The organism is Proteus sp. PR00224, from assembly GCF_016238105.1.
Classification (GTDB): domain Bacteria; phylum Pseudomonadota; class Gammaproteobacteria; order Enterobacterales; family Enterobacteriaceae; genus Proteus.
Genome location: NZ_JAEHQU010000002.1, coordinates 441,365 through 461,675, shown reverse-complemented (window position 1 = coordinate 461,675; position 20,311 = coordinate 441,365). Strand labels below are relative to the sequence as shown.

17 protein-coding genes and 1 riboswitch are annotated in these 20,311 nt (G+C 37.7%); of the genes, 13 read left to right on the top strand and 4 right to left on the bottom strand.

Features of this window, described 5'->3' with window-relative positions; genetic code table 11:
- The first annotated feature begins 274 nt into the window (after nt 1–274).
- From JEP71_RS05400 to tehB, 5 genes are all read left to right on the top strand, one after another.
- On the top strand, nt 275–829 hold the full coding sequence (locus JEP71_RS05400) for a cytochrome b (protein ID WP_198625874.1): 555 nt from the start codon (nt 275–277) through the stop codon (nt 827–829).
- Nucleotides 830–862: 33 nt separating this feature from the next.
- Nucleotides 863–1,441 (top strand): YceI family protein, encoded by a 579-nt coding sequence (locus JEP71_RS05395; protein ID WP_109371210.1) that lies wholly within the window; start codon nt 863–865, stop codon nt 1,439–1,441.
- 248 nt (nt 1,442–1,689) lie between these two features.
- Nucleotides 1,690–2,775 carry a linear amide C-N hydrolase gene (locus JEP71_RS05390; RefSeq protein ID WP_198620910.1) on the top strand — a complete coding sequence of 362 codons (1,086 nt, stop codon included), beginning with the start codon at nt 1,690–1,692 and terminating at the stop codon, nt 2,773–2,775.
- Nucleotides 2,776–2,854: 79 nt separating this feature from the next.
- Complete coding sequence (locus tag JEP71_RS05385; RefSeq protein WP_232797519.1) at nt 2,855–3,970, top strand: NAD-binding protein; 1,116 nt, start codon at nt 2,855–2,857, stop codon at nt 3,968–3,970.
- A 78-nt stretch (nt 3,971–4,048) separates the two neighbouring features.
- Nucleotides 4,049–4,903 (top strand): SAM-dependent methyltransferase TehB, encoded by an 855-nt coding sequence (tehB, locus tag JEP71_RS05380; RefSeq protein ID WP_198625872.1) that lies wholly within the window; start codon nt 4,049–4,051, stop codon nt 4,901–4,903.
- A gap of 99 nt (nt 4,904–5,002) precedes the next feature.
- Here tehB and clcA read toward each other — a convergent pair whose 3' ends face one another.
- Nucleotides 5,003–6,424, bottom strand: coding sequence for a H(+)/Cl(-) exchange transporter ClcA (gene clcA, locus JEP71_RS05375; RefSeq protein WP_109371202.1), 1,422 nt, complete (start codon nt 6,422–6,424; stop codon nt 5,003–5,005).
- A 195-nt stretch (nt 6,425–6,619) separates the two neighbouring features.
- Between clcA and JEP71_RS05370 the strand changes: the two genes are divergently transcribed.
- Nucleotides 6,620–8,020 (top strand): alanine/glycine:cation symporter family protein, encoded by a 1,401-nt coding sequence (locus JEP71_RS05370; protein ID WP_099074772.1) that lies wholly within the window; start codon nt 6,620–6,622, stop codon nt 8,018–8,020.
- A gap of 187 nt (nt 8,021–8,207) precedes the next feature.
- On the opposite strand, the gene JEP71_RS05365 is transcribed toward JEP71_RS05370, so the two are convergent.
- Nucleotides 8,208–9,689: an aldehyde dehydrogenase family protein gene (locus JEP71_RS05365; RefSeq protein ID WP_198625871.1), complete on the bottom strand. Its 1,482-nt coding sequence runs from the start codon at nt 9,687–9,689 to the stop codon at nt 8,208–8,210.
- Between the two features lie 494 nt (nt 9,690–10,183).
- Between JEP71_RS05365 and hcp the strand changes: the two genes are divergently transcribed.
- The 4 genes from hcp (at nt 10,184) to mgtE (ending at nt 15,041) form a co-directional block, all read left to right on the top strand.
- Complete coding sequence (gene hcp / locus JEP71_RS05360; RefSeq protein ID WP_196533359.1) at nt 10,184–11,836, top strand: hydroxylamine reductase; 1,653 nt, start codon at nt 10,184–10,186, stop codon at nt 11,834–11,836.
- A gap of 58 nt (nt 11,837–11,894) precedes the next feature.
- Entirely contained in the window at nt 11,895–12,899 is a 1,005-nt protein-coding gene (hcr, locus tag JEP71_RS05355) for an NADH oxidoreductase (RefSeq protein ID WP_198620914.1), read from the top strand.
- Nucleotides 12,900–13,170: 271 nt separating this feature from the next.
- Entirely contained in the window at nt 13,171–13,506 is a 336-nt protein-coding gene (locus JEP71_RS05350; protein ID WP_198620915.1) for a DUF6694 family lipoprotein, read from the top strand.
- 214 nt (nt 13,507–13,720) lie between these two features.
- Nucleotides 13,721–13,892: riboswitch (M-box (ykoK) riboswitch) on the top strand.
- A gap of 75 nt (nt 13,893–13,967) precedes the next feature.
- On the top strand, nt 13,968–15,041 hold the full coding sequence (gene mgtE, locus JEP71_RS05345) for a magnesium transporter (protein WP_100159143.1): 1,074 nt from the start codon (nt 13,968–13,970) through the stop codon (nt 15,039–15,041).
- A 76-nt stretch (nt 15,042–15,117) separates the two neighbouring features.
- Here mgtE and JEP71_RS05340 read toward each other — a convergent pair whose 3' ends face one another.
- The gene (locus tag JEP71_RS05340) at nt 15,118–15,627 is read right to left on the bottom strand and encodes a SprT family zinc-dependent metalloprotease (RefSeq protein ID WP_023581469.1); all 510 of its coding nucleotides are present in this window, start codon (nt 15,625–15,627) and stop codon (nt 15,118–15,120) included.
- Nucleotides 15,628–15,732: 105 nt separating this feature from the next.
- On the opposite strand from JEP71_RS05340, the gene JEP71_RS05335 reads away from it, so the two are divergent.
- The 3 genes from JEP71_RS05335 to JEP71_RS05325 are packed head-to-tail and all read left to right on the top strand — an operon-like array spanning nt 15,733 to nt 16,912.
- On the top strand, nt 15,733–16,056 hold the full coding sequence (locus JEP71_RS05335; RefSeq protein WP_036912417.1) for an ArsR/SmtB family transcription factor: 324 nt from the start codon (nt 15,733–15,735) through the stop codon (nt 16,054–16,056).
- A gap of 3 nt (nt 16,057–16,059) precedes the next feature.
- On the top strand, nt 16,060–16,494 hold the full coding sequence (locus JEP71_RS05330) for a YeeE/YedE family protein (RefSeq protein ID WP_109371192.1): 435 nt from the start codon (nt 16,060–16,062) through the stop codon (nt 16,492–16,494).
- Between the two features lie 4 nt (nt 16,495–16,498).
- The gene (locus JEP71_RS05325) at nt 16,499–16,912 is read left to right on the top strand and encodes a DUF6691 family protein (protein WP_198625870.1); all 414 of its coding nucleotides are present in this window, start codon (nt 16,499–16,501) and stop codon (nt 16,910–16,912) included.
- A gap of 82 nt (nt 16,913–16,994) precedes the next feature.
- On the opposite strand, the gene bcsC is transcribed toward JEP71_RS05325, so the two are convergent.
- Nucleotides 16,995–20,309: a cellulose synthase complex outer membrane protein BcsC gene (gene bcsC, locus JEP71_RS05320; RefSeq protein ID WP_198625869.1), complete on the bottom strand. Its 3,315-nt coding sequence runs from the start codon at nt 20,307–20,309 to the stop codon at nt 16,995–16,997.
- Nucleotides 20,310–20,311 lie beyond the last annotated feature (2 nt).

The following is a 20,311-nucleotide window of genomic DNA, read 5'->3' as shown; positions in this document are numbered from 1 at the left end:
ATTATTTTGCTTATTATTTTTTATTCCTATTTTTATGTTTTTGATTATGTATATAAACACCTGCCAATATACCTATCTTATTTTGAAAAAAACTGATCCAACAATGTCATTGATTAGATAATCAACAGAGTGACTAATAAGAGCTTATTACTTATTGATTATTATTGATAATGATAAGCAAATTATTTGTTGAATTATGGACTAACAAATTATCCTCAATACACTAAACTAGATAACATTATTTTAATGAATTAGAAACTATTGGATTTTTATTATGCAATGGCGAAATAATGCGTCTTGCTATGGGCACTTGTCACTCCTTTTACACTGGGGGGTGGCGCTTACTGTCTATGGTATGTTTGCTTTAGGGCTGTGGATGGTGACGCTAGGGTATTATGATAGCTGGTATCATTCTGCACCTGAAATACATAAGAGCATTGGTATTCTTTTATTTATTATTTTGATCGTGCGTGTGATATGGCGTTGGATCTCTCCGCCTCCTAAAGCTTTATCAAGTTACAGTAAATTGACACGCATTAGTGCTCATATTGCACATATGCTTTTATATTTAATCTTATTTTCTATTCTGATTAGTGGTTATTTAATTTCGACCGCTGATGGACAAGCTATATCTGTATTTGATTGGTTTTCTGTGCCTGCCATTTTTACAGGAGAAGCCGAACAAGCGGATTTAGCGGGCGATATTCATCTTTATTTAGCCTGGGCAGTGGTTTTGTTATCGCTATTACATGCTGCTGGTGCTTTAAAACATCACTTTATTGATAAAGATGTCACGTTAAAACGCATACTAGGAATGCGGACTAAATAATTAAACTTATAAAATGAAATTATGGAGATAACAATGTTTAAGAAAGCTTTATTAGGTTTAACAGCAGGTGCGTTGTTATTAAATGCAAGTACTGCTTTAGCAGCAGATTATGCTATTGATAAACAAGGCCAACACGCATTTGTACAGTTCCGTATCCAACATTTAGGCTATAGCTGGTTATATGGCACTTTTAAAGATTTCGATGGTACATTTAGTTACGATAAAGAAGATCCATCAAAAGACAAAGTTGATGTTGTGATTAAAACAGGAAGCTTAGACACTAATCACGCAGAACGTGATAAGCACTTACGTAGCGCTGATTTCTTTAATGCAAGCAAATATCCTGAAGCTCGATTCGTCTCAACCCAAGTTACTCGTGATGGCGAAAACTATGTAGTAACAGGTAATTTAACATTAAATGGTGTGACTAAACCTGTTTCATTAAATGCTAAATTAATTGGCGAAGGTACTGATCCTTGGAAAGGTTACCGTGCTGGTTTTGAAGCAACAGGTAAAGTTAATCTGAAAGAGTTTAATTTTAAATCAGACTTAGGACCAAAAGCACAAGAAGCAGAATTAATTATCTCTGTTGAAGGTGTGAAAAAAGCGTAATTACTGGCTTTTTCATTGAGTTATTGTACTCAAAACAATCTAGATGATTTATAAACCGATGCATTAAGGCATCGGTTTTTTTATGTGTAAATAAGATTAATTGTCTTATACTTAGGAAATTGTTCTTGTTTTGTACTTAATTAATCGAAATTAATTAGCGATTTTATCTATTTTAAGGAAGAGCAAAAAGAGAAATACGAAGAAAATATTCTCCTAATCTAATCATTTATTTCACAGGAAAAGAACCAATGATGAGAAAATTACGTCATACTTTTTTAGGTACTCTACTTGTATCTGGATTTTTAATGGAGGGTATTACAGAGGTGGATGCCTGCACTCGAGTTGTTTACTTAGGTGATAATAACCAAATTATTACGGCTCGCTCAATGGATTGGAAATATGATATAGGAACGAATTTATGGATATTTCCGCAAGGTATGCAGCGATCAGGAGAGGCAGGCGATAATTCGATTAAGTGGGTATCTAAATATGGTAGCGTTATCGCATCAGGTTACGATATCTCAACCACAGATGGGATGAATGAAAAAGGCTTGGTGGCTAATTTATTGTGGTTGGCGGAATCTGATTATCCAACATATTCCAAAGATAAACCCGCATTGTCAATTTCAGCTTGGGCGCAGTATGTGTTAGATAATTTTGCTTCAGTTGAAGAAGCCGTGAATGCATTAGAGAGTGAGCCTTTTATTGTATTGACGGATAAAGTTCCTGGACAAGATAGAATGGCAACACTGCATCTTTCGCTTTCAGATGCAACGGGAGATAGCGCCATTATTGAATATATAAATGGTAAACAAGTGATTCATCACAGTAAAGAGTATCAAGTGATGACGAATTCTCCTATTTTTTCAGAACAATTAGCGTTGAATAGTTATTGGCAACAAATCGGTGGAACCGTGATGTTACCAGGGACGAATCGTGCTTCAGATCGTTTTGCCCGAGCTTCTTTTTATGTGAATGCCATTCCTAAAGCTCAATCGAGTAAAAAATCTCTCGCTAGCGTATTTGGTGTGATTAGAAATGTATCTGTACCTTATGGATTAAGTACAGCTGAATCACCAGAAATTTCATCCACACGCTGGAGAACCGTGGCTGATCATAAAAACCAATTATATTTTTTCGAATCAGCATTATCACCGAATACCTTTTGGGTTAATTTAAAGGAAATCGATTTTTCAAAAGAGAGTGGGAAAGTGATGACATTACCATTAGGTGAGGAGCAATCAATCATCTATTCTGCTAATGCAACCCGTCATTTCAAACCCGCAGAGCCTTTTAAATTTCAAGGATTAGATAATATCCCTTTAAATAACTAGTGGAATATTCACAATACCTAATATGAAACTATCTGTAATACTACATGTAATAGAGACATCTAAAGTGACGAGAAAAATGATGTCTTTATTACTTATCTTGAATGGTATTTTGATCATTTACTCCATTTTGCTGTCTCGTGGTATTTATCTGGATTGGGAAATACACGGGTTTTCTGCATGGCTTAAATCATTAGGGGTATTAAAACTCCTCGATATACCAAAGGTGATGTTGGCTTGTGCGTTAATCTTGCTCTCAATATTTATGTATCTAGGGGCGAGGATCGCGTGGTGTGTTTCCTTGATTTTATTAGCTACCATTGTTTTTCTTGATGTTGCGGTTTATCAGCAAATTGGCATTCAGGCTTATTTTTCTTTTATTTTAGCGATTGGGTTATTAATCAGTTGGCGCGCATTTCCGCATCATAGTTTAACCAGTGCTGGTTTTGTGGCTTTTATCTGTATCTTTTCTTTGCTGTTATTCTCAATGTTGGGAAGTCTTTATATTGGTGATGAATTTAAGCCACATATTACAACATTGATGGATGCGTTCTATTTTTCTATTGTCTGCATGACAACACTAGGGTTTGGCGATATTGTGCCAATTAGCACGAATGCACGTATTTTTACTCTCACTGTTGTTATCTTGGGAATAACTGTTTTTACTACTTCCATTGTGTATGTCATGGGATTTCTTGCGCGCGGTACTCGCGATATTGTTAAGAAAAGGATCGCTAAAATGCATAATCATTTTATTATTATTGGTTCATCGGCATTAGCTTCTCAATTAGAAAAAGGGTTAAGAGAACAAGGGAAACCTGTCATTGCGATTTGTACCGATAAAAGTAAAGCCTCTTATGACGCGCAAGCCAATATTATTGAAGGTGATCCAACTAATCTTAAAACATTGCTATCTGCCAATATTGCGAAAGCAAGTTGGGTTGTTACTTTATCTGAAAGTGATGCAGAAAATACCTTTATTTTGCTGACTATCCAAGAATGTTCTAATGTTGATGCCAAATTGATCACCATTATTAATCAAGATGAAAATAGAGATAAGATCAGCCGATTACGTCCTGATATGCTGTTTTCTTTAGCATCATTAGGCAAAGAAATTATGATGAAAGTTTTATGTGGTGAATCTATTTCCTCCTCAGATGTGACTGATTTGCTTTTAAACAAATATTTAAAATCATAGTTTTGATAAAACCTTCTTTACGAATGATAATGATTGCCATAAGATGTATTTAAAATGCATCTTAATTGAGGTTGAATTATGGAACTTGTAAGTTATAAAACAATGCCAGAGTGGACTCGTACATCCATACCTTTAGCGTTATTAGAACGTCACAATACAAAGGAAGGCACTTATGCCCAAATGCGAGTACTGCAAGGCAACATGACATTTGTTGTTTTTAATGATGATGGTTCACAAATTTCAGTTGAGTGTAATACTGAGGATCAGCCACCTTTAATTCAACCTCAACAGTGGCATAAAATAGATAAAGCCAGTGATGATGTACGTTGCCAACTCTCTTTTTTATGTGCCCCAGAAGATAAGCTATTTAAAGAAAACGACTTATCATTACCGCATTCTGAAGTACGTTATATGGCAACGTTTACTCAGCCTTGCAAGGTGTTAGATTTAGGTGCTGGTCGTGGTCGAAACAGCTTCTATTTAGCGTCTCAAGGTTATGATGTGACGGCGTTAGATATTAATGCTTCACATATTGATGCTATTGAAACAGTTAAAACCAAAACAGGATTGGCTGTAAAAAGTGGCTTATATGATATAAATAAAGCTTCACTTACTGAGAAATACGATATTATTCTTTCAACTGTTGTATTGATGTTCTGCCAACGGGAACGTATTGAAAGTATTATTAAAAATATGCAGGAATGTACCAACTCTAATGGTATTAATGTGATTGTTTGCCCTGTTGAAACGCCAAATAGAGATCCAGCTGAAATTCCATTTAAAACCTTTTTACGTCCAAACGAATTAGCTGATTATTATAAAGACTGGGGAATTATTAAATATAATGAGGATCTAGGACATTTACATAAAACAGATGCAAATGGCAATCGTATCGCCTTAAATTTTGCTACTTTAATCGCACGCAAAAAATAGTTAAGAACTATCATCTCTTTTTAAATACCCCAAATAATGAACTGCACCCCAAAAGTTGGACACCAACTTTGGGGTATTTTTTATTTGTTTAAGCGAATTTTATTGTTGTGGTGATTTATCGCTTTTAATGTCGAGGGATTGGTCTGTTTGTTCTTTTTCTTCAGACTTTTGTAATATGCGTTCTAATAAAACCGTATAAATAGGGCGACCACCTAATAGTTGCGCCAACATCGTTGCTCCTAAGCAGGTAATAATCATAGGCAGAATAAGTTGATAATTATCGGTCATTTCTAATACGAGGACGATCCCTGTTAGTGGTGCTCTTACCGTTGCCGCAAATAATGCGCCCATTCCTGCAATAGCAAATGTACCGATTTGAATTTGATAATCGGGGAAAAGTAAGGTTGCAGTTAATCCGAATGCACTGCCAAATAGAGTACCTAGTGCCAGAGTGGGTGCAAATATACCGCCAGGAGCACCAGAGGCAAAACTGACAATAGATGTGATCGTTCGTAAAACAAAGAAAAGTAATAGCGCAATCAGGGAATATTGTCCCGTACTCAGCGCAGGAATAATACTAAATCCACCGCCAGTTATTTCAGGAATAATTAATGCTAATAAGCCACAAAGCCCACCGATGATGCCACCAGTTAAAACAAAGCGTGATGTTTTATCTTGATAGAAACGCTGAAATTGGGTTTGGACATAAAAAAGTAGCTTACTGAATATAACGCCAATAATGCCAAATAACATACCCAAAACTAAATACAGCCAGAGTGTATTGAGTGGTGCGGATGAAAATTTACCGATATGAATAACACCGCCTTCACCATTAAATAGGCGAAAAACAATGCAAGACATAATAACGCCAATAAAGACTGCTTTAATTGAAATAAGACTGTATTTAAATTGAGGTCGCATCTCCTCAATAATAAATAAAATACCTGCTAGAGGTGCATTAAAAGCAGCGGTTAATCCTGCGGCTGCACCAGTTGCTAATAACGTGTGGCGTGACTCTTTATCTTTTACTCGAGAAATATCATTTACGAGCTGGCCGATATTGGCACCTAATTGAACCGTTGGACCTTCTCGTCCTAACACCATACCAGAGCCTAAAGTTCCAATACTGGCAATAAATTTTACAGGTAATACTCGCCACCAACGAACAGGGCGAATATCTATCATCGCACCTTCAATTTCAGGTATTCCAGAGCCACCCGATTCGGGTGAAAACTTCTTGACTAAATAATATCCCAGCATTGCTAAAATAGAGGAAAAAAGCAAAGTACTTATTGCCAGAATATAAGGATTAGTAAAGGTTTTAATCAGTTCTTCTTGTCGAAAATGAATTACCCAACTAACACTTTTTTCAAATAAAACGCCCACTAATCCAGCTAGCGAGCCAACCACAGCGGATAGTAGTAGGATTTTTAGTGGTGCAAGGTTGGTTTCTTGCGCTTTTCTGAACAGATTAAAACGACGTTCATTTTGGGTATTTTGTGCTGATTTATGATTATGCATAACTTTGACTGAAGTATTGTAACGATGAACCTAATGATAGCGTAATTTAATAATGAAGTGATATTTCTCACATAACTTAGTCAATTTTAAAATTAGTCGTTTTTTTTTCTAGCATATTTTCACTTTTTCATCTTTAGTGTAATTGATAACAAAAAATACATATTTAGATAACATTTGGACGAAAAAGGGTAATTTATGGATTTTATCACTAATATATTAAGCGCTATAAATGGCGTGGTATGGGGAGTTCCGATGCTTGTCGGTATTCTCGGTATCGGCCTTTTTATGCAGTTTCGACTTGGCTTTTTACCTATTCGGAAATTAGGTACAGGATTTAAGCTGTTATTTGAAAAAAATGATAAAAGAGGCGAAGGTCAGATATCACCATTTAATGCGTTGATGACCGCACTATCCGCCACTATAGGAACGGGTAATATTGCTGGTGTTGCAACAGCTGTTGTCTTAGGTGGTCCAGGTGCATTGTTCTGGATGTGGATGACCGCATTAGTGGGAATGGCAACCAAATATTCAGAAGCCGTGCTTGCTGTACGTTTCCGTGAAGTTGATAAATATGGAAACTATGTCGGTGGGCCAATGTATTACATCAAAAATGGCTTAGGTAAAAATTGGGTTTGGCTAGGTACTGTTTTTGCTGTCTTTGGGAGTTTTGCAGGTTTTGGTATTGGTAATACAGTACAAGCAAACTCTGTGGCTGATGTACTGGAAAGTAATTTTGGTATTTCGACGACAATTACCGCTATTGTGCTCGTTGTTTTAGTCGGTGCTGTGCTCATTGGCGGCATTAAACGTATTGCTGATGTTGCCGGTAAATTAGTTCCTATTATGACCGTTGGCTATTTTGGTGCAGGTATTGTTGTTTTAGCACTGAATGTGACTGCGATCCCAGATGCTATTATCCTTATTGTTAAATCTGCATTTACACCAGTTGCTGCTCAAGGTGGTTTTGCAGGTGCAGCTGTTTGGGCGGCGATCCGTTTTGGTGTTGCGCGTGGTGTTTTCTCAAATGAAGCGGGATTGGGTAGTGCGCCTATTGCCCATGCGACGGCAAAAACACAAAATCCTGTTCGCCAAGGTTTGATTGCGATGCTGGGAACTTTTATTGATACCATCATTGTCTGCTCTGTTACAGGATTAACTATTGTTATCACAGGACAATGGTTAACAGGGCAAAGTGGTGCAACATTAACCGCCGCATCATTCTCTATCGCTATTCCGGGTGGTAACTATATTGTGGCAATTGCATTAGCTATTTTTGCATTTACCACGATTTTAGGCTGGAGTTTTTACGGTGAAAAATGTGTGCAATACCTGTTTGGACCTAAAGCTATTATGCCATTTCGCATTGCTTGGCTGATTGCGTTACCAGTTGGGGCAACACAATCATTAGAATTTGTGTGGTTATTGGCTGATACACTCAATGCAATGATGGCGATCCCTAACTTAATTGCATTAGCGTTATTAAGCCCTGTTGTTTATCGCTTAACAAGAGATCATATAAAAGATGTTAACGCTGATAATATTGAATTAGATAAAGAAACTCACTCAGTGAGCAAAAAAGAAGCCGAAGCAGAGTAACTCGTTCTTACTTATTGGCTAACAACACAACATAAAACCGCATACTTTATAGCGATAAGGATGCGGTTTTTTTATGGTAATAACTTGAGGTGTGAGAAATTATAGATAATAAAAAGCCTTCTGGGGAGAAGGCGAAGAGATGAGTATAGATATTATATTTATAAGAATTTAGAAAAGAGAGAAAATCTTATTCTTTCATACTGATGAAGATATTTTTCACTTGGCTATAAGCATCTAACATCATTTTATGTGTTTCACGTCCTAAACCTGATTTCTTGTAACCCCCAAATGGTGCGTGAGCTGGGAGTTCGTGATAAGTGTTAACCCACATACGACCAGTTCTTACTGCTTTTGCAACACGTAAGGCACGGTTAATATCTTGAGTCCAAACACCACCACCTAGTCCATATTCAGAGTCGTTTGCCATGTCGATAACTTCATCTTCATTATCAAATGGGATAACACATAATACAGGTCCAAAAATTTCTTCACGAGCAACACGCATTTGGTTTGTGGCATTGATAATGATAGTAGGGCGAACAAAGAAACCATCATCATAACCTTCACCGGTGATACGTTCACCGCCTGTTAATACTGTCGCACCTTCTTTTTTAGCGAGTTCAACATAGCCTAAGATAGTATCCATTTGATCTTGGCTAACTTGTGTACCCATTTGCGTATTCGGATCAAGTGGGTCACCAACACGAATACTCTCAAATTCAGTTTTTAATGCTTTCAAAAATTCATCATGAATATCTTTATGTAAGAACAAACGTGAACCTGATTCACAAGCTTGTCCTTGGTTCATCAAGATTGCCAATGCTGAATATTTGACCGCTTTTTTCATGTTTGCATCAGGGAACACGATATTGGCTGATTTACCGCCTAATTCCAATGTTGCTGGAACCATTTTTTTCGCTGCGGCTTCTGCTACGGTATAACCCACATTGGTAGAACCTGTAAACGCAAGTTTATCAATATCTTGATGCTCTAAAATAGCTTGTCCTACGACAGAACCGCGCCCTGTAACAATATTGATCACACCAGCTGGTAATATCTCATTTAAAATACGACCTAGCTCTAATAATGAAAGGGAAGTCAGTGTTGCTGGATTAATAACCACGGTATCACCTGCCGCAATCGCTGGTGCCAATTTCCATGCTGCCATTAATAATGGGAAGTTCCATGGAATAATTTGGCCCACAACACCAATAGGTTCGCGAATAACAAGGCTAATGGTATTTTCGTCTAGGATGGCACTTTCATCGGTATGAGAGCGTATCACGCCTGCAAAATATCGAAAATGGTCAATAGAGGCAGGTAAATCTATGTTTTTCGACTCATTGAGTGGCTTACCGTTATCAAGCGATTCAATCCAAGCAAAGCGTTCTTGCTCTTGCTCTAAACGATCTGCGATTTTTAATAAGAGGGCTTGACGCTCTGCAGGTGACGTTTTGCTCCATGTTTTGAATGCGTTACGTGCAGCGCTCACTGCGCGTTCAACATCTTCAGCACTACCAGATTGGTATTCACTTAATAATTCACCAGTAGTAGGGCTATAGGTTTTGGTTGTTTTTTGCGATGTGCTAGATACCCATTCTCCTCCAATTAACATTTTGTAGCTTTCTAGAGGGCGAAATTCTGATGGAACATTATTTAATTTAATCATTTTTAATCTCCAATGTAGGGGTGAGTATCTTTCAAATATGTAGTTTCATTTCGTAATACTCGTGCTAATAACATATATCAATTGAAATAATTTGATTAGCTATTGATGCAATAGGTGATATTAACTATAAAAAATAGTAAAGAATATTACTGAGTTAACAAAAATGGATGAACTTAATCGTTTCATCTCTCAGTCTTTATATGATTAAACAAAAAAAACAACCATCAATAATTCTTAAATAATCCTTCTCATTTACATGCCTACGGTGTCATGTAATTAATCTTTTTTTTTTAAAAAAAGATTTTTGGCTTAAGCCAAATCAAAGGATAAAAAAAGGAATATTAAAAGGTTTGCTAGAAATTGCGTTAGATCAAACAACATTTAAATTGTTCAATATTGCACTTTCGCTCTTATAAAAATGGCGTATTCTTATGTTGCATCTTGAATGCAACTTATAAAAATAAAGCGTTATCTTTTATTAGAAGGAATACGATATGTATTGTGTGCAATGTGAACAAACAATGAAAACGCCTGTAGGTAATGGTTGTGCCTATGCGCAAGGTATGTGTGGTAAAACAGCAGAAACTTCTGATCTTCAAGATTTACTCGTTGCGGTATTAGAAGGGCTTTCAGCGTGGGCTTTAGCAGCGCGTAGCGTTGGTATTATTGATCATGATGTAGATAGCTTTGCTCCTCGTGCTTTTTTCTCTACGTTAACTAACGTCAACTTTGATTCTGATCGCATTGTTGGTTATGCGAAAGAAGCTATCTATTTCCGTGAAAGTTTGAAATCTCGTACTTTAGCGAAAAATGCGGCAATTCAAGTCACTAATCCAAGAGCTGAAATCCAATTAGCGGGTAACGATTTAGACAGTTTACAAAAACAAGCTCAGCTTTTTGCTTTAAATGCAGATAAAGCGCAAATCGGTGATGATCTTCATGGATTACGTATGCTGTGCCTGTATGGCTTAAAAGGAGCTGCGGCTTATATGGAGCACGCGCATGTTTTAGGTCAGTATGACAATGAAATTTATGCAGAATATCACCGTTATATGGCGTGGTTAGGTACTGATCCTGCTGATATGAATGAGTTGTTAGAAAATGCGATGGGCATTGGTCAAATGAACTTCCGCATTATGGCTATTCTTGATAAAGGCGAAACTCAAGCTTACGGCAACCCTACACCAGTTACTGTTAACGTGCGCCCTGTTGCAGGTAAAGCGATTTTAATTTCAGGTCATGATCTGAAAGATTTGCAAATGCTACTTGAGCAAACGGAAGGTAAAGGGATTAACATTTATACTCATGGTGAAATGTTACCTGCTCATGGTTATCCAGAACTTAAAAAATATAAACACTTAGTGGGTAACTACGGAAGTGGTTGGCAGAATCAGCAAATTGAGTTTGCAAAATTCCCAGGTCCTGTATTAATGACTTCAAACTGTATTATCGATCCTAATGTTGGTAATTACGGTGACCGTATTTGGACTCGCAGTATTGTAGGCTGGCCGGGTGTAAAACATATTACTGGTGATGACTTCTCTGAAATGATTGAACAAGCACAATCATTAGAAGGTTTCCCATACAATGAAATTGAGCATTTAATTACAGTTGGTTTCGGTCGTGAAACACTATTAAATGCCGCTGATACTGTGATTGATTTAGTTTCACAGAAAAAATTACGTCATGTTTTCTTAGTGGGGGGGTGTGATGGTAGCCGTGGTGAACGTAGCTACTACACCGATCTTGCAAGAGAAATTCCACAAGACTGTTTAATTATGACTTTGGCGTGTGGTAAATACCGTTTCAATAAACTGGATTTCGGTACTTTAGAAGGCTTACCACGCTTACTTGATGTGGGTCAGTGTAACGATGCTTACTCAGCGATTATGCTAGCCGTTAACCTTGCTGAAAAATTAGGTTGTGGTGTGAATGATTTACCACTGTCTTTAATTCTCTCTTGGTTCGAGCAAAAAGCGATTGTTATCTTATTGACACTGCTTTCATTAGGCGTGAAAAACATTTATACCGGCCCAACAGCACCTGCGTTCTTAACCGACAATCTGCTGGCGGTACTAAATGAGAAATTTGGTATGCGCTCTATTACTACACCAGAACAAGATCTAAAAGATATTCTTTCTGCTTAATGTTTTAAATTCATTATCATTACCGAAGCCTACGGGCTTCGGTGAAGGATCAATATCCATGACGATGCCTACTTCTCTTTGTCCTAATCGTATGCAAGTTCACTCTATTAATCAGGAAACACCTGAAGTGTGGACGCTGAATTTAATTAATCATGACTTTTATTCTTATAAACCAGGTCAGTTTGCACTGGTGAGTATCAATAATAGTGATGAAATACTGCGTGCTTATACCATTTCATCTTCTCCGGGATTAAGTCCATTTATCACTTTAACCGTTCGCCGTTTAGAAAATGGTGTGGGTTCAGGTTGGTTAACATCACAAGTAAAACCAGGTGATTATCTTTGGTTATCTGATGCTCAGGGTGAATTTACTTGTGCTGGTAAAGAAGGTGCGCGCTATTTAATGTTGGCAGCAGGTTGTGGAGTGACACCTGTTATGTCGATGACACGTTGGTTGTTAAATAATCAACCTAAAGCAGACATCACGGTTATTTTTAATATTCGTGAGCAAAGCCAGTTTATTTTTGAGAAAGAGTGGATCGAATTAGCAAATGCATATCCATACAATCTTAATTTTATCATGATGCCTAAATTACCTGATAATAAAGGGTTATTTAGTGGACGCATTTCTCAAGAAAAATTGGCTGCATTAGTACCTGATATTGCGAGTCGTACAGTTATGTGCTGTGGCCCAAATAGTTATATGGAAGACACAGGACGTTTTGCAAGAAATCTTGGTGTACCTGCTGAGAATATCTTTATGGAACGTTTTGGTGATGAGCCTGTTTGTGTTGATGAAAACGAACAATTAACCATGACTATTCGTCATCCATTATCACAAATTAAAGTTCCTGTTGGCATGACTTTATTATCCGCTATGGAAGAAAATAAAGTTCCTGTCTTTGCGGCTTGTCGAGCAGGGGTTTGTGGTAGTTGTAAAACTCGTATTGTGAGTGGTGATTATGATGTCAGCAGTACCAGTACATTAACGGCTGAAGAGATAGCTCAAGGTTATGTCTTAGCATGTAGCTGTCGTTTAAAAGGAGATGTTGAGCTCGCTTAACCTCTTTTTATTAAGTATTTCCTTCTATTTTCCTGTTTTTTTTACCCTGTTAATTTATTAACAGGGTTTTTTATGTCTATTCTCCCCATTAAAAAACTGAATAATTTGGAGAATGCTTCCCTTTATTTTAAATTAAAGAAGATTTTTATTTATTCAGAATAATAAAAATATTGGAAATAATGATTAACTAAAAATATATTTTAGTTAGTGGGGCGTTTCCTTATAAACATTCTGCTATTATTTAAACTATTGACTGGGTAAGGGGGGGTATATGAAAAAATTGTTACTTGTTTGTTTATTTAGTGTCATGTTATCTGGCTGTGAAAAACCTCAACAAACCCTTGATGGCTCTAATGTAGAGTCGCTACGTATCTCAATTGTTGAAATGCGCAACTCACTTCCCCTTGATGAACAATCACGTTTTGATGAAGCAATAGAATTAGCGATCCTTAATGATATTAATTTTAATGATTTAGTTATCGCAGGTCGTAATAAAAATGCGGATATTATCACGCGTAAAATGTGCCAATCATTAGATGGTAAAACGGTAAAAGATATATTTTTGCAAGCAGAAGAAATAAGAGTACAAAAATTAGCATTAAAATAATCAATTAATAAACAGATTATCTTTTACTATACGATTTTAGCTTTCGTAGGAAAACTTCATTTCTTTTTATATATTGGTTTCGAATGTAATTACAATTCTTAATTGTGTGATGAATGCTTGAGGCTATTTTTCAATAGAACTTAAACAAAATCGTTATCGTGCTTTTCATTATATTGTGGGTGGTTATAATGCGCGCCGCATTCGCAAGAAAAGTGCAGTATCTCGTTAGGCGAGGCTCCTATACAAACACAGGTTACTGATCTGACGACGTCGAGAGACGCCCAAGATTAGGACAGGATATATCGACCGAAGGTATATCCCCATGTAACTTCCAGTATTCATCGGATACGTTGTATAGTGCTAAAACCGAGACGTGTAGATAGCTTTTGCATTCTCGCTTCTGGTTTCGCCCCTATGGAGAACTGATTTGCTAAACACAAACAGTAATAGGGAACCACAAAATGAAATTCAATACTCAAAACAAAATGGATGCTGTATTAGTTGCAGATGCATCCTTAAACACACCACAAAATAACTCAACTCAAGACCAATACAATCGTTTAAAAGATGATGCAACCGTTAGTGCTTATATGAGCCAGTCTTATATTGCGGTTTCTGTCGCTGATTCTGTTGAAAATGTGAAAGCTCAATTGGTTAATGATTTAAAAGATGAATTAATTCCAACCTATTTATATGTGGTGGATAAAGATAATTATCTAAATGGGATTTTGCCCGTTAAATCATTATTAACCGCGGCTAATGATCTGTTTGTGTCTGATGTGATGCGTCAAACCTTTTTCTCTGTTTCACCAGAACAGAATCGACATGATGTGTATCAACTGATTAGCCATAGCGGTTTAGACAGTGTACCAGTGATGCATTTTGGAAAATTGGTCGGTGTTTTACGTCCTCAAGATATTGCTGAATTAATTGAAGATGAAAATACACTTGATGCACAAATGCAGGGTGCAACTTCACCTTTAGAGCAGCCTTATTTAGAAACCAGTCCAGTAACATTATGGCGTAAACGTGTTGTGTGGTTATTGATGCTGTTTGTGGCAGAAGCGTATACCAGCACTGTGTTACATGCTTTTGAAGACAGACTCGAAGCTGCGATTTCATTAGCATTTTTTATTCCATTGCTGATTGGTACGGGTGGAAATAGTGGTACACAGATCACCTCAACATTAGTACGTGCTATGGCATTAGGAGAAGTGAGCTTACGTAATGTTTGGTCTGTATTAAGAAAAGAAATAACCACATCGATAATGGTTGCACTGACTATGGGTATTGCTGGTTTTGTGCGTGCTTGGTTCTTAGGTGTGGGTATGGAAGTGATGATTGTGGTTGGCTTAACGCTTATTTCAATCACGGTTTGGAGTGCAATTGTTTCATCTGTTATTCCAATGGTATTAAAGCGTTTAGGTATTGATCCTGCGGTTGTTTCAGCACCATTTATCGCGACGTTAATTGATGGTACAGGTCTTATTATTTACTTTGAAATCGCATCTCATGTGATGAGCGAGTTTGCTTAAGACAATCCCATATATTCATTCTCAAGATAAAGCCGATGTGAATTAATCAACACATCGGCTTTATTTTTGTCTGCATTTATTCATGCTTAATAAATTGTAAAATAGCCTGACAATGGCGACAACGGTATTGTGTCTCTCCGCGTAATACTTTGTTATGGCGGCGAATGGTAAGCTGATGTTTTTCTTCACAATGGCAAGCATAAGGAAAGGTTTTAGCTTTAACTGCGCTGACATCAAAATGATGGGTTCGTTTAGCTGAAACTTGTAATACTGTTTCCATCATCCATTTCCACTCTTTTCCATGAGGTGCTACACGACCAAAATGGCGATTAACTAATAAATGCGCTAATTCATGAGGAATAACTTCTTCAATAAAATTCTGTTTATTTTCAATCAATAATGTAGGATTAATACGAATTTCCCAATTTGCATAATAGGCACTGCCTGCAATAGTTCCTCTCTGATTATAATGTAGAGTAGGTTCTGGGTAATTTGTATTAAGATAAAGATTAGCCTGCTGCAATTTTTCACGCAGTGTTCGCATAACGCTTTGCACTAAGGCGATGGGGACTCTTACCGTTTTCATGTTACAGAGCATATAGCGGCTTATACAAACACGCAATAAAAAGAAAACTTGCACAATATATAAATTAACATATTATTAAAAAGTATATTGATTATGGAGTTTACCATGACACAACGAGTTCAACCTGATTTATTAGATGCAATGAAATTGGCGGCTAATGAAGCGTCTAGCATGCTTAAGACGCTAGGAAATGGCGATCGCCTCTTATTATTGTGTCAGCTAAGTCAGGGCGAAAAAAGTGTGAGTGAATTAGAAGAGAGTTTAGGTATCCGTCAACCGACACTTTCTCAACAGCTAACCGTTTTGCGCAATGAAGGGTTAGTGAATACTCGTCGTGATGGAAAACGTATCTTTTATTCTATTGCTGATGAAAAAGTTCTCGTACTACTCAATACGCTTTATCAGCTTTATTGCCCTATAGCAGGTTAATTTATGAATATAGATTGGGTTCACTTTACGCCTTTAAGTGCGGCAATTGGTGGGCTTATGATAGGTGCTGCGGCCGCCATTTTACTGTTATTTAATGGTCGTATTGCAGGAATAAGCGGGATTTTGGGTGGGGTTTTATCAACAAAACAGCAAGGTAATGGCTGGCGTTGGGCATTTTTACTAGGCATGCTAATCGCACCTACACTGTTTTATTTTTTTGATAAACCCTTATCGCCAGTAATTGAAACATCACCTTGGATGTTAATTATTGCCGGAGTGCTGGTGGGAGCAGGTACACGTTTAGGCAGTGGTTGCACAAGTGGTCATGGTATTTGCGGATTAGCACGATTATCGCGTCGTTCTATTGTTGCTGTGTTAGTGTTTATGGCAACGGCATTTATTACCGTTTATATTCAGCGTCATGTGATAGGAGGCTAAGAAAATGACTAAGTTTGTTGCTTTTCTTTGTGGTCTTCTATTCAGTGCAGGATTGATTGTTGGTGGAATGAGCAATCCGCAAAAAATTCTAGGTTTTCTGGATATCACAGGAAACTGGGACCCTTCTTTATTGATAATCATGGGAGCAGGACTGGTTGTCAGCGTGATAGGTTACCAATTAACACGGCGTAGACAGCAAAGTGTATTAGCATGCCCTTTAAATATCCCAACCAATAAAATGATTGATAAACCCTTAGTGTTAGGTAGTGCGTTATTTGGTCTTGGTTGGGGATTAGCTGGAATTTGTCCAGGTCCTAGCTTGGTATTAGCAGGTGCTGGGTTTTATCAAGGTATTTTATTTGTCCTTGCCATGATTGTAGGTTGGCTGTTTGTTGGGCTTTTTCGTAAAGCGCAATAATAGCAGTTTGCTCTCATCATTTTAGAGAAAACGTTAAACGGGAAGCCAGTGCTTCCCGTTTGTGTATTTTATACATTGAACGTTATTTAAAGTCAGCATAAGGAATAAGAGGATTTGGCGGTAAATCTAAATCACCGTTCCAACCATCAAATGAATAACGCAAGTACATTAATGCATGGCTTGGGGTATAGTTTTTGGCTTGTTGAATATCAATAGCTGCACCAATAAACCAATGCGGCGTAATACGATGTTCAACTAATGCTCTGGCGGTATAACCAAAGCCATTGCCAGAATCTCCTTCATCAACCGCATCACGCTCTTGATAATAAAGTCTCATTATTTCTTCTCGATCTTCGGGGCTAAGTTCATTCATATAGCGATTAAATTTATCGAGAGAAACGAGATTTTGTAAAGGATAACGCTTTCTGTCATCTGTTTGGGAGTAAGACCAAGAAAGAGAGCCTGATAATTCCCAAGACCAATTTTCAGTACGTTCACGATAATTAATTGGGAGTCCTAAAGAGACATATTTTTGAGGGCTATAATAACCACCTTGACCTAAAGTGTACCCGCTTAAGTCTTTATCATAATGCCAAAGCATAGTACTTAACCCAACAGAAACGCGGCGGTTGTTCTCATTGATAAGTTTATAATAGTAGCCTCCCATTCCTCGGACACTGCTATTATCTTCAACATTTTTACCTGTCAATTTATCAACAGAAACCTCACCCCAATAACCATCTTTCCCACCTAAATCATAACTTCCGCTTAAACGAATACCGGTTCTTCTTACACCCCCCCATATTTGGTTAGTCCAAATATCTCGTTGACCACCAAAAGCAAGCATAGAGCTATTAACAGGGCGGCGGTGAATATCAAGTGTCCAGCCCACATTAAAAAGATCATGACTATAGGCTATTTTACCGGCCCAATCAGTCACTTCAAAACCTAACGGTGTGGTACCAAGATCCCATTGCCATTGACCATTTTCCCAGCCAATTGCAGGGCTAACACCAAAGGATTTTTGTTCTAGCGGGAAACAACCCGTGCGGTAACAAGTTCCAAATTTTGAATCATATGGTGATGTACCCAGTTTGCCACTATTAAGATTAACTAAGTCTGCACGCCAGAAGAAACGCCCATCATAAACAGGGTGATCAAGTTGTAACATTGTGGTGTGGGCGCGTAGTTTTGAATAACCTTCGCTACCACTAGAGCCCCAATAATCATGCTCAAGCGTAAATCGCCACTCTTGTTGGCGATAAAGCGCGTCAGCATCCGCGCGTAAACTCCGAGATAGCCAATTATCTTTTTCGTCATTACGCATTAATGTGGTGTACTCAATATTATCTTTTGGCAACCTATCTGTTATTCCATCCTTGATCATAGCTTGTTGATAATAATAGTGAGCTTGTTGGCGATGTTGCCCATCACGCTGAAAACGAGCAATATCGCGTAATACTAAAGGATCAGCACTGTCTGGCTCTGTTTCAATTTGTTGTGCCAAATAAGCAAAATAGTGTTGTGCTTTTTCTGTATTACCTACTTCTTTTTCAGCATTGGCAACGCGTCTAATTGAGTTGCGATTAAACTGGTTGGGAGAAAGCGTTTCTATTTTGGCAAGGTAGTATTTTGCCTGCATCTTTTTCCCTTGTTCTAAGGCGATATCCGTCGCACCTAATAATGCAGTTTCATTATTGGGTTCTAAATTCAGTGCAGTATGGTAATAACTTAAGGCCTGATCGAGGTTATTTCGTTCTTGAGCCCAGTTCGCTAATAACAAATAAGTCTGAATTTTTTGCTCTGGCGGAATATGAGCAAAAAGATAATCAACAGCTTGTTGTTCTTGTCCTTTCGCTCGTAGAGACTCTGCATGTGCGACTATTTCACCAAAACGCAATCGACTATCTAACGCTTTCATGCTCTCACTGCGTTGAGATAAGGGGATCGTTTTTAGCGTATCAAGTGCTTGAGTTTCTCGTCCTGTTTTATTGAGATATAACGCATAAGCATAAAGGCGAGACGGATCATTAGGAAGACGACGATTAAGCTGATTAAAATACGCTTCAGCGACAGAGTCTTGCTGGGTAATTAATAAATCATCAGCAAGACGATAAATATTCCAAACATCATTAGGATAATCTTTAGCTATTGCCTTACGTTTTTCAATCGCACTGAGGTATTGCTCTTTATGTTCATCATCAGCCGCTAAATCTTGCCTTATACCAGAAATAATATAGCCATAATCTTCTGCTAAATTTTTATATTGTCTAGGTGTTAAGCCTGCAATAAATTGTTGCGCTTTTTCATGAGATTGTTGGCGATAAAGCTTTGCTAAACGATGTAGCGTTGCAGGGTGATTGGGTTGATATTTTAATGCCTGTAAATAATGGTTTTCGGCAACATCCCATTGCCGCTGTGCAACAGCAATATCACCTAAACCAAGATAAGGTTCACTTTCATAAGGGCTTAACTTATTAAGCTGATTAAAATAGCGTTCTGCTAATTCATAATCTTGCTTTAAGAGTGCGTCATCGCCTTTTGAAAGCAGATGCCAATATTGGTTAGCCTGCAACATAGATCGCCATTGACCACTATTATCATGGTTGGGCGCTAATTTCAGCGCTTGGGAAAGATAAAAAATAGCTGCACTGCGTTGATTAGCACGAGAATAACGGACACCTAAAGCACCAACAACATCAGCATTATCAGGTTGTTGTCGTGCTTTTTGTTTTAAGGTCGCAATAGGTAATGAGGTAACATCTATTTGCGGTTTTATTGTTGAAACTGGGCTTTTTACTGACTCTATGGCGTGTTGTTGTTGCTGGTAGAGGCTCGCTATTTTCGTATTTTGCGGATACTGACGATAAATATGATTGAGTCGTTCTATTTTATCATCGTGAGACGATTGCATAAGTACTTGAATATACTCGAGTGCTAAAGTCTCATCGGGAGGCATTCCTCGGTAAATTTCATCGTATAAATTTAACGCATCATCATAGCGGCCAGCTGTACGGTAAAGCTGGGCTCGCTGTAATTTTTGCCGATTAACATCCGTTGTCAGTGATAACGTTTTGATTGCACGCTGATATTGCTCTGACTGTGGAAATTGAGTACCTAATTGGGTAAATAGCTGTTGTGCTTTTGCATTGTCCTTCTGTTTTACAGCAAACTGAATTTGCATTAACAAGATATTAGGATCATTGGGTTTAATTAACGCTAAACGATATAGCGATTGAGCCACTAAAACTTCATTTCCTGTGGATGTTCCTAATCTCACTTGCTCTTGTAAAAAGGCTTCTGTTGCCTCTTCACTGGCTTGCGTGACAGGCAAAAAGCCTGTCAGCAAAAAGAGAGCAATAACAGAGTGGCGATGTGTGTGACCAAATTGCCACATAG